Below are 10,075 nucleotides of genomic sequence, written 5' to 3'. Positions count from 1 at the left end.
ACGGGCTGATGATGGCGCCCAAGTCCGGTGACATACTCGCCAGAACGGTCTGCAATGAACCCCAAAACATCAGCCTCGGCGCCTACGCGCTGGATCGCTTCTGAACGGCGCAAACCCGGTCTCGCGTCCCGGCAAAAGCAGCCATTTGATTTGGTGGTGTCCGCTACTGCGATAACACGGGCGCGGGTTTATGGACGGCAACGCCGATCATAACCAAAGCCACACCAAGCATGTCTGTGGCGGTCGGAATCTGCCGCAGCACAATCACACCGATGATCGTGGCGGTCGCAGGCAGCAGGGCCAACAAAAGCGCGAAGCTGGCGCGGGGCAGGCGGGCCATGGCGAGCTGGTCGCAGACATACGGGATGACCGAGGAACAGAGACCAACGCCGATCCCGGCCAAAACCAGCAACGGCGCACCGAAAGCCTCGAGCGCCTGCAAGAAGCCGATCGGCATGACGAAGATGAACGCCGCGGTCATGGCAGCCCCCAAACGCTCCACGCCGCCAGATGCACCACCTTCGGAAATCTTGTGACCGAGGATGATGTAGAGAACGAACAAGGCCCCGTTCAGCACCGCCCAGAACAAGCCCAGAAGATCGGATGTCAGGGCAGGTCCATCCGCTGACAGCAGTGATGGTACATCGATCAGAAGGGCCACACCGATGATGGCAAAGGCAAAGGCAAGGTAGTTTCGCCCGGTGCGAAGACCCCAGAGCGCGATCCCGATCGTGCCAACGAACTCGATGGCGGCAACCAACGAGATCGGCAATCGATCAAGCGCCAGATAGAAAGCGCTGTTCATCACCGCCAGACAGCCACCCAGCGCGAGTAAAGGAATGCGCTCACGAGGCGTCGATGTCTTGAAGGTGCGCCAGGGCTTCGTGACGGGGGCAAAGATCAGGGCGGCCGATGCGATGCGGAACCAGGCAACGCCCAACACCCCCACGACCGGAAACAACAGAACCGCAAAGGCGGGGCCAAGATAGTGAAAAACGGCCGAGACGCCGAACCATGCATGGGGCGGAACAGCCTCGGACATGCGCGACATGGCGCCCGGGGCGCCGGTCAGGGTGGGTTTTGCTGGGATGCGATCCGACATGATATCATGCTGCAAGGTAAGAGCGGCCTTTAATATGGAGAACAAATATGTCAGCGGCGGAAACATCACCGGGAACGAAGGAAAAAGTGTCCAAAACCCTTCGATCTGACGAAACAGGTCTCGACAGCATCGACGCCGCGATTCTGCGTGAGCTGTGTGCAGACGCGCGCATTCCCCGCGCGGAACTGTCCCGCCGTGTGGGCCTTTCCGCCCCCAGTGTCGCGGACCGTTTGCGGCGTCTCGAGGATGTGGGCATCATCACCGGATACGGCGCGCGCATCGATCCCGCGCGCCTCGGCTTCGGCCTGACGGTCCTGATCCGGGCAAGACCTCTACCGGGAGAGATGAAGAACATGATCGAAGCGATTCAGAACACGCCTCAGATCATTGCCTGCGATCGCGTCTCAGGGGAGGATTGTTTCATTGCCCGCGCGCATGTCCGCGACGTGGCGGAAATGGAAGCGGTCATCGACCGGATCGTGCCATTCGGAGCGACCAACTCGTCCATAGTCCAGTCCTCGCCAGTCGAAGAACGGTTGATCGAGCTTTGACGCGACGAGCCAGCATTCGGTGAGCTTGACGGATGCGCATATCGGGCGCAGAGCAGCCGTTTGATGGCTTTGGTCGGTTGGCTGGATTCAGACTAAAGCCAACGTTCCTGACACTCCCCAAGGGGAGCTGTGCATGGCAGACCGCGGAGTGTTTTACAACGACAAAGTACGCCCAGATCGTCATCAATCACTGGCTCAAGCAGTACAATCACACCCGTCCACATCAGGCGCTCAAAATGCGTCCACCAGTACCGGAAACCCTATTAGAAAAAGCCCAGATCAGTGGCCCGGAAACAGGGGGCTAGACAATGTTGCGACAAACGGTGCAAACAGCCCGCGGATCAGAACAACGCCGTCTCGTTGGTATGCGGTGATACCGGCGTTTGTTAGCAGTGTGTGGGTCATTTTTGTTTGCTCTGTTTTTGGCGAAGGTTTGTATCTCTTTTGCGATACAAAGTCTCCGGCGGATATTGCCATGAACCATCAACCCGCACGTAAGGATTTTGGCTTTCCGCACCCGTTGTCTGCCATTGCTGACCGGCAATAGCCCTTGGTCATCGATGACATCTCACCAATCGCAACAGGGTTTAACTTCAGGGCGCGATCGACGGAGCAACTTGGCGCGGTCATCCACCTTGTGAGATCGAGATGGATGACCGCGCCAAGTGATATTTCAGATCAGTTGCTTGCTGCGTGTCGCGTCACATGCGAGGCGTGAGAACGGCGACCGAGAACCTGCCTGCCGCATCCGTATAGCGCGTCGCAACGTCCCAGCCGGTACTTGTCGCAAGAGCACTCAGGCTGTCGGGCGTGTATTTGCGGGCCGCGCTGACATGGATCGCTTCCTCTGCTTCAAACGCGATGGTCGTTCCGGCGAGTGTGAGGCTTTGATCGCGGGACGACACAAGATGCATGTCGATCCGTGCCAAGGCCGGATCCCAGCTCGCTCGGTACTCGAATGCTTGCGTGTCGAAGTCTGCACCCGCCTCTCGGTTCAGTCGCACAAGGATGTTCCCGATGAACTGTGCGGTGATGCCTTGAGCATCATCATACGCTGCTACGAGCTCACCCGTGCTTTTGACCATATCCATGCCGACGATGAATGCGCTGACCTCATCCCACGCCCGGACCCCTTTCAGCAAAGCTTGTGCACGCTCGGGCGTGAGATTGCCAATCGTGGAACCAGGGAAAAAGCCGACTTTGGGAATGCCCGCCAGTTCGTCAGGCAAAATGACCGGGGCCGAGAAGTCGGCAACCACGGGGGCGATGCTCAAAGCTGGATAACGGTTTTGAAGATCATTTGCCGTCTCCATCAGGAAATCCCGCGAGATATCGATAGGCACGTAGCTGCCGAAATGTGATCCGACATCCAACAGCGTTCGGGTTTTGACCGAGGCGCCTGATCCCAGTTCAACAAGTGCGCCATTGCGCGGGACGAGACCGGATAGCGCCGCGGCGTTGTCGCGCAGAATACCTGCCTCCGTTCTTGTGGGATAATATTCTGGAAGCTGGGTGATCTGTTCAAACAGCGCACTGCCGTGATGGTCGTACAACCATTTCGGGCTGAGCGATTTTTGCGGTGCGGTCAGGCCTGCAATCGCATCTGCGATCAACGCATCTGTTTCTTTTGAAGCAGGTGCCGCGAGCTGGAGTGTGCCATCCATTACGACACATCCCGTGCCAGGCGCAGGCCCAGCATTTGCCAGCGTTGATGAGGGTAAAAGAATGTGCGGTATGTCGGGCGCATCTGCTCGCGCGGTGTCGCGCAAGACCCACCGCGCAGCACGCGCTGGTTCACCATGAACTTTCCATTGTATTCGCCAAGCGCGCCCTCGGGTGGTCGGAACCCTGGATATGGGCTGAAGTCCGATGCAGTCCATTCCCAAACGTCACCCCAGATGCCGGGCCCTGGCAGGGGCCGCAGTGCGCCGGTCGCACCTGCGTCTCCCATCAGATTGCCTTGGATGGGTGTGTCGCGAAACGCGATCTCGTGTTCGGCCTCCGTTGGCAGGCGTGCGCCAGCCCATCGTGCAAAGGCTTCTGCTTCGTAGTAGCTGACATGCACAACCGGGGCATCAAGAGCCACCGGCTGTGGACCGCGCAAAGTGAAGGTCCACCATTCATCGTCCTGTTGCCACCAGTACAGGGGGTGTGACCACTCCTCCCGCTGGGCGACGGCATGCCCCTCCATCAACCAGTGACGGGTATCGTCGTAGCCGCCGTCTTCCATGAATGCGATCCAGTCCCGGTTGGTGACCGGGCGATCAGCGATGTCAAACGCGGCAATATAGGTTTTGTGGCGCGGCCCCTCGCAGTCATATGCAAAGCCAACGCCATCATGTCCGATCTCCTCAAGCCCGCCTTCATGTTGTGTAAAGTTGAGTGGCACTTCGGATGTGACGGGAAGCGGTTCGGGGTCTTTGTAGACTGGAAGAAGTGGATTGAAGCTAAGCCCGTGCAGCAAATCCGTGACCAGCAGCTCCTGATGTTGCATCTCGTGGTGGCAGCCCAGTTCGACAACGGCGGCGATATCATCGGCATCATCACGGCGGGCGGCCAACAAGTCTTCCAAACTGTCTTCGACATACGCGCGGTATGACTGGACTTCCTCCACGCCGGGACGCGAAACCAACCCTCGCCGGTCACGCGCATGACGTGGCCCGGCCTGCGTGTAATACGAGTTGAACAGAAACGCGAAGCGATCATCCGGGGAGGTGTAGCCTGGCATCCTTGGTTTCAGAATGAACTCTTCGAAGAACCAAGTGGTGTGGGCGAGGTGCCATTTCGCTGGTGACGCGTCTTCCATGCTTTGCAACATCATGTCTTCGGCCGTTAACGGTGCCGCCAGCGCATCCGTTCGCGCGCGCGTGCGTGAGAACAGTTCCGTTACCTTGTTTGGGGCCAGAGAAGGGGAGGGTGTGGTCATGACTGCGATGTTCCTTGAGTGGCGACGGGTACGTTCATCTCATCTGTTTGTCTGAGCCCATGTTGTCAGGAATTGGCGACAGAACCACAGGCTACACGGGAAAGTGTAGTGCGTTGATTTTCCGTGCGATGCAGCGAATAGTTCAGCATGGTGGATCGGCAACGATCCGCTTGGATGGAGGTCGCAATGAATTGGGATCATATGCGCATCTTGTTGGCACTTCATCGTGCGGGCAGCCTGCGTGGCGCGGCAAGCGCGTTGAAAGTCAATCATGCCACGGTCGCAAGGGCATTGGAGGGGGCGGAGTATAGTCTTGGCACCCGCTTGTTTGATCGATCCGCACGCGGTCTGACCTTGACCCAGCCCGGCGAGCTACTGCTGCCGCATGCTCAGGAAATGGAGCAGCGGATGCTGGAAGTGCAGCGCCGTCTGACTGGTTTGGACAGTGTTCCCAGCGGTGTTGTGCGGGTTAGTTTGCCGCCCTCATTTGGTCACGGCTTTTTCGTGTCGATACTGGCAGAGTTCACGGAACTCTTTCCGGATATTCGCATTGATGCGGTGGCGACCAACAAGATTTCGGACCTGTCGCGACAAGAGGCAGATGTATCAATTCGCGCCGCCAGGCAGATCGATGATGATTTGGTGGGGCGCAGGATGGTCGACTACGTCAATGCCGCGTTTGCCACGCCCGACTACATCTCGGCCCATCCTGATTTGGTATCTTCGCTCGGAGAGGGTGCGCATTGGATCGGTTGGGGGGCTGACGATACTTGGATTGCACAAACTCCACTGCCAAAGGCGACACCGCGCCACAAGTTGCCCGAAGTCTTTATGCAGACACAGGCAGCGGCAGCGGGCCTGGGTATGGCATGGGTGCCTGCGTTTCTTGGTGACGCGCATCCAGATTTGGTGCGTGTTCCCGGCGTGCCGGTTGGTCCGGGGCGAAGTATCTGGGTGCTGATGCATGGGGATCTTCGCAACAGTGCGCGTGTCCGCGCATTTGTTGACTTCATTGCTGATTGGATCGCTGCCCGAAGGTCGATGTTTACGGCCTAGCAGTCAGCGCGTCGTAACTATTCTCGCGCGATCTCCCGAAAGCGATGCGGCGCTGCTTTTGCCATCGGCCGGGCGCAACAGTGACGCCCTCTGGCCTTGTGCCTCGGGCACAAGAACGGCGCGGCGTGCAACAAACCGGCCGGTGTAAGGGCCAAAGTACACTGCACGGTCGTTAGCGAAGCTGGCCAATTGAAGGCGTTGGTCAAAGCTGTGGCCCAAGCCCGCCAAACGGAAGCCGGGGGCATTTGAAACCGGCTCAAGATACCCTTCTACTGACAGCTGCCGCAACGTGTTGCCGCCCTCCCGGAAACGTCCAAACCGCAGCGCGTTTACTTGTAGGGTGCCGTGGGTGAACTGCCCCTTAGCAACCACGAACTGCCCGGCAATCAAGCTTTGTCCGCGAGGGGGAGCAATCGGCGTTTGACCAATCTTCCAACCCTCCGCCGCTGATCCTTCAAGAACGCCGGAGACACTGTCTTCCTGGCTGGCTGTGCGTTGCATCAGACTGGTTTTTACCGATCCATCGGCCTGCCAAATCCCACCGACGGTAACCCGCTCGCCCACCAGTGCGTTAGCATTTTCAGCGCTCTGCAGCGATGTGCTATTGACCGAAAAACCGGATCCTTGGCGCAACAGCACCCCGGTCAGCGGATCGTCGATGTCGATGCGTTTCGCTTCGAACCGGCCCAGTCTTGCGCGGGCCAGAAGTGTTAGTGTGCGGCCTGGTACGAGCAACGAGTCGTTGGCTCGTTTGTTGGCGGAAAAAATGCGTGTTGCAGACGTCACCTCGACCCGAAGGCCGTTCACAAGTACGCTGCCCGACCCTGTCATCAAACCAACAATCCCGGTGCCGCCGATGCCACCTTCGAATGGATCATCGCCGAGTTGTGATGTGGAAATGGCCGGGGAACACGCTGTCAGCGCGGTTCCGCCCAAAAGCCCAAGCGCGTTCCGTCTGGTCAAGCGTGTCACGGATCTTGGGCCTTCTCTTCTGTTTCCGCGTCTGCGGCGTCTTCTCGATAGAAGTAAATGCCCAGTCGGTAGCGTTGTCGAGGGCCATCATGCCCTTTGCTGGCGCGGTGAAGGTCGCTTGATTGCTTGTTGAGGTCCTCAAGAAGGGTCTGAGCCTGCGTTCTCGCGGCTGTCTCGATCTGGTCCACGACTTCCGGAGGGAGCTGGTTGTAGAATACGGCACGCTCAAAGAAAGGAGGAGCGTCAGCCAGGAGGTTTTCTGTCGCCGCTGCCAAATGGTCGCCAACATTGGCCGCAAAAAACGCTTCCTTGTCCGGCGCGTTGCCGGTTCCGACAACGGCTTCTGCTTCAAGGTGTAGCAGGCCATCACTGGTCTCGGTCACCAAGTTCGCAAATTGAAGTTCATCCAACACAGTTCGCGGTCGCACATCTCGACTGACGGATCGAACGAGCGTTTCAAAGTTCACGGCGTCATCTGATTGTCGCGGCAATGGTATTGGTGCGCCGTTGCTGTCCGTGAATTCCGGTGCTGACATCCATTGCCCAATCACCGTCGCAAGTAGCGCACTGTTGCGGCGTGTCTGGCCGGTCGTATCGTTGCCTTCGGCCTTGATGGTTCGAATGTCCTTGCGGTGCACACCCGTCAAAAGGGCGATCCGGCTGTCAGTCAAAGGTTTGTCATCAAGGCGGAAGGATTCCTCGGCAACCTCAACATAGACCCGTTTCAGCAAGTTGTAGATTGCAGGGGCTGTCAGGCCGCGTGCAATCATGGTGCGTACCAATGGTCGCAGTAACCCTCTGAGAACACGCAGAAATGCGTCCGGTGCGTCGGTTTGCTCGCTTCTTGCCATATATCGACAATATCGCGCGTGGAAAATTTTTCCACGCAAAACCTTGAAATCTGACGGGCCTGCGTCATTTCGCCATGCGTGGGAAATATTCCCACTCACTATTCGGCCCCGCGCCATACCTTTGAGGAGACACACCTATGAAACGCCGTTCCTTTATGAAAATGACCGCCGTCGGCGCGGCTCTTGCCACTCTTGGCGCCTGCGCCGAGATGAACACCCAGCCCGATATCGTCGATACCGCGGTCGCTGCTGGTTCGTTTAACACACTGGTTGCTGCAGTGCAGGCTGCCGATCTGGTCGATACCCTGAAGAGCCCCGGCCCGTTCACTGTTTTCGCGCCTACGGATGAAGCGTTCGCCGCTCTGCCTGCAGGCACTGTTGAAAACCTGTTGAAGCCTGAGAACAAGGACCAGCTTGTCAGCATCCTGACCTATCACGTTCTGCCCGGACAAACCCTGTCCTCCGACCTCGCCGGTCAACGTTTGAGCGTCGCAACGGTAAATGGCGCCAACGTTCACATCGATGGCCGCAATGGCGTGAAGGTTGAAAAGTCGAATGTAATCCAGGCAGACATTCTGGCTTCGAACGGTGTGATCCACGTCATCGACCGCGTGCTCATCCCCTGATTTTTTGAACCGGAAGGACGGTGACAAATGTCAATGAACATGTTCACTTTTACCGGTTTTGCGGAAAGCGACCTGACCCAGGGCAACCTGGGTCACGGTACGGTTTTCACGCAGCCGGCTGTTGCAACACTTGAATTTGCCGTCTCGGACAATGATCCGTTCCTAAGCGGTGATTTCCTAGATTTCTCTTTGGATCGCCACGGGCAGAACGCAGCGATCACATCGGCTGGCGAAGACATCGGCAATGGCGGTCGACTTTATGCCGAGCGGATGTTCCATCTACAGGATGCTGACGGAAACCAATACGCTTTGGTCGAGTTGGAGCAAGAGCATAACGGCACTGATTTCTTCACCTATCGCGGGCCGGTGCCACGTGCGGGGACCGAACTGACAGTGGTAGGCGGTGTAAACGTCGGCCATGTGCGGTACGAGGATCTCGGCGCAGGGGACACCACGCAGAACATCGTCGCAATTGCTGCGGGGTCTGACGATTTCAACATCCTTGTTCAGGCGTTGACCGCCGCGAACCTTGTCGAAACAGTACAGAACCTGGACGACATCACGGTGTTTGCACCAACGGACGCGGCGTTTGTCCAATTGGCAGTTGATCTGGGATTTGACGGCGACACGTCGGACGAAAACGCCGTCTTTGGTGCAATTGCAGAGGCATTGGCCGGGCTGGCACCAGATGGGGATCCAATCCCGCTTCTGACGGATGTACTGCTCTATCACGTGGCAGCGGGTGCGAGATCGGCCGAGGACATCGCAGCGGCCGGAGCCGTAGACACGCTTCTGTCCGGCGCGTCTTTTGCTGCTGACGGCAGTGAATTGATCGACGCCGAGCCCGACATCGAAAACCCCAACATCGTTGTGCCCGATATTGCCGCCACCAATGGTACGATCCAGGCTATCGACCGTGTGCTCTTGCCAACCGACATTCCGGGGAACACGCCGGAACCGGAGCCAATGCCAACTCTGGCCGAGCTTGTCGCGGCCAGTGGCGGGGTGTTTGACGCAGATAGCACAGACTTTGATATCCTGTTGAATGCGGTACAGGCGGCAGGTCTTGCCGGCGCACTGGATGATCCAGAGGCGGATCTCACGGTCTTTGCGCCCAATGACGCGGCCTTTGTCGGGTTGGCGCAGGCCTTGGGCTTTGATGGATCGGACGAAGGCGGCGCCTTTGCCTATATCGTGGATGCGCTGACGTTGTTGAGCGCGGGCGCTGATCCGATCCCGCTTTTGACGGACATCCTGCTGTACCATGTTTCACCAGGCGCACAGGACGCTGATGCCGTGCTGGGTGCGTCTACATTGGACACGCTTTTAGGGGCAACCCTTGGGGTCGACGGCACGCAATTGGTCGATAACGACCCTGATGTAGCCGATCCAAACATCATCGAGGTCAACCTTGAGGCTTCAAACGGCATCGCGCACGTCATTGACGGTGTGTTGCTTCCTGTTGACGTGCTGCCGGACAACGGGCCAGGGCGCGTCGATTTCATCATCGATGGCGATGGCCGGTCCTTCAATTTCACGGGCGCGAATGACGACTTTGTCTTTGGCCGAGGTGGGAATGATCTGATCGTACTTGGTCGTGGCAACGATGTTGGTCTGGGTGGAGATGGCCATGACGGATTGCGAGGTGGTCGCGGCAACGACACCCTGGACGGTGGCGCCGGACATGACCGTTTGATCGGCGGGGCGGATGACGACGTTCTGACGGGTGGCGCGGGCGAAGACATCTTTGTGTTCGGCCGTCACAACGGCGATGACATCATCACCGACTTTACCCAGGACGAAGACACAATCGTGCTGCGCGGTTTCCGCGACCATTGGGACATCATGGATTTTGTGGAAGACGGTGAAACCGGCGCGGTTGTGAGCTTTGGGCGAACCACCATCACCCTCGAAGGGGTGAGCGCCGATCTACTATCGACAGACGATTTCCTGCTCTAGGAATCGAGGTCATCAAAATCGAAAGCGGTCGG

10 protein-coding genes are annotated in these 10,075 nt (G+C 58.1%); 5 read left to right on the top strand and 5 right to left on the bottom strand.

The features are described 5' to 3' along the window. Positions 1–163 precede the first annotated feature (163 nt). On the bottom strand, positions 164–1,102 hold the full coding sequence (locus AC6RA8_RS08750; RefSeq protein WP_500352081.1) for an EamA family transporter: 939 nt from the start codon (positions 1,100–1,102) through the stop codon (positions 164–166). A gap of 47 nt (positions 1,103–1,149) precedes the next feature. Here AC6RA8_RS08750 and AC6RA8_RS08745 point away from each other — a divergent pair, with 47 nt between their 5' ends. Next, the gene (locus AC6RA8_RS08745; RefSeq protein WP_500352079.1) at positions 1,150–1,653 is read left to right on the top strand and encodes an Lrp/AsnC family transcriptional regulator; all 504 of its coding nucleotides are present in this window, start codon (positions 1,150–1,152) and stop codon (positions 1,651–1,653) included. A 32-nt stretch (positions 1,654–1,685) separates the two neighbouring features. Further along, on the top strand, positions 1,686–1,958 hold the full coding sequence (locus tag AC6RA8_RS08740) for an integrase core domain-containing protein (protein ID WP_500352078.1): 273 nt from the start codon (positions 1,686–1,688) through the stop codon (positions 1,956–1,958). 396 nt (positions 1,959–2,354) lie between these two features. On the opposite strand, the gene egtD is transcribed toward AC6RA8_RS08740, so the two are convergent. Further along, on the bottom strand, positions 2,355–3,317 hold the full coding sequence (gene egtD, locus AC6RA8_RS08735) for an L-histidine N(alpha)-methyltransferase (RefSeq protein ID WP_500352076.1): 963 nt from the start codon (positions 3,315–3,317) through the stop codon (positions 2,355–2,357). Beyond that, the gene (gene egtB, locus AC6RA8_RS08730) at positions 3,317–4,579 is read right to left on the bottom strand and encodes an ergothioneine biosynthesis protein EgtB (RefSeq protein ID WP_500352074.1); all 1,263 of its coding nucleotides are present in this window, start codon (positions 4,577–4,579) and stop codon (positions 3,317–3,319) included. The genes egtD and egtB overlap by 1 nt, the downstream gene beginning before the upstream one ends. A 186-nt stretch (positions 4,580–4,765) precedes the next feature. Here egtB and AC6RA8_RS08725 point away from each other — a divergent pair, with 186 nt between their 5' ends. Further along, complete coding sequence (locus AC6RA8_RS08725; protein ID WP_500352072.1) at positions 4,766–5,635, top strand: LysR family transcriptional regulator; 870 nt, start codon at positions 4,766–4,768, stop codon at positions 5,633–5,635. Between the two features lie 3 nt (positions 5,636–5,638). Here AC6RA8_RS08725 and AC6RA8_RS08720 read toward each other — a convergent pair whose 3' ends face one another. After that, positions 5,639–6,607 carry a DUF5666 domain-containing protein gene (locus AC6RA8_RS08720; RefSeq protein ID WP_500352070.1) on the bottom strand — a complete coding sequence of 323 codons (969 nt, stop codon included), beginning with the start codon at positions 6,605–6,607 and terminating at the stop codon, positions 5,639–5,641. Then, positions 6,604–7,458 carry a DUF6502 family protein gene (locus AC6RA8_RS08715; RefSeq protein ID WP_500352068.1) on the bottom strand — a complete coding sequence of 285 codons (855 nt, stop codon included), beginning with the start codon at positions 7,456–7,458 and terminating at the stop codon, positions 6,604–6,606. The genes AC6RA8_RS08720 and AC6RA8_RS08715 overlap by 4 nt, the downstream gene beginning before the upstream one ends. A 137-nt stretch (positions 7,459–7,595) precedes the next feature. Here AC6RA8_RS08715 and AC6RA8_RS08710 point away from each other — a divergent pair, with 137 nt between their 5' ends. Next, complete coding sequence (locus tag AC6RA8_RS08710; protein WP_299701766.1) at positions 7,596–8,084, top strand: fasciclin domain-containing protein; 489 nt, start codon at positions 7,596–7,598, stop codon at positions 8,082–8,084. 39 nt (positions 8,085–8,123) lie between these two features. Beyond that, positions 8,124–10,043 carry a fasciclin domain-containing protein gene (locus tag AC6RA8_RS08705; RefSeq protein WP_500352066.1) on the top strand — a complete coding sequence of 640 codons (1,920 nt, stop codon included), beginning with the start codon at positions 8,124–8,126 and terminating at the stop codon, positions 10,041–10,043. The last annotated feature ends 32 nt before the right edge of the window (positions 10,044–10,075 follow it).

The sequence above is a fragment of the Tateyamaria sp. genome (assembly GCF_059783535.1).
Note: the sequence above shows the minus strand (reverse complement) of the source record. Positions and strands in the feature narration are given on the sequence as shown.

What these genes read in the sequence shown, in the direction of transcription:
- AC6RA8_RS08750 (WP_500352081.1), bottom strand. Translation starts at nt 1,102, where the DNA reads ATGTCGGATCGCATCCCAGCAAAACCCACCCTGACCGGCGCCCCGGGC.
- AC6RA8_RS08745 (WP_500352079.1), top strand. Translation starts at nt 1,150, where the DNA reads ATGTCAGCGGCGGAAACATCACCGGGAACGAAGGAAAAAGTGTCCAAA.
- AC6RA8_RS08740 (WP_500352078.1), top strand. Translation starts at nt 1,686, where the DNA reads ATGCGCATATCGGGCGCAGAGCAGCCGTTTGATGGCTTTGGTCGGTTG.
- egtD (WP_500352076.1), bottom strand. Translation starts at nt 3,317, where the DNA reads ATGGATGGCACACTCCAGCTCGCGGCACCTGCTTCAAAAGAAACAGAT.
- egtB (WP_500352074.1), bottom strand. Translation starts at nt 4,579, where the DNA reads ATGACCACACCCTCCCCTTCTCTGGCCCCAAACAAGGTAACGGAACTG.
- AC6RA8_RS08725 (WP_500352072.1), top strand. Translation starts at nt 4,766, where the DNA reads ATGAATTGGGATCATATGCGCATCTTGTTGGCACTTCATCGTGCGGGC.
- AC6RA8_RS08715 (WP_500352068.1), bottom strand. Translation starts at nt 7,458, where the DNA reads ATGGCAAGAAGCGAGCAAACCGACGCACCGGACGCATTTCTGCGTGTT.
- AC6RA8_RS08710 (WP_299701766.1), top strand. Translation starts at nt 7,596, where the DNA reads ATGAAACGCCGTTCCTTTATGAAAATGACCGCCGTCGGCGCGGCTCTT.
- AC6RA8_RS08705 (WP_500352066.1), top strand. Translation starts at nt 8,124, where the DNA reads ATGTTCACTTTTACCGGTTTTGCGGAAAGCGACCTGACCCAGGGCAAC.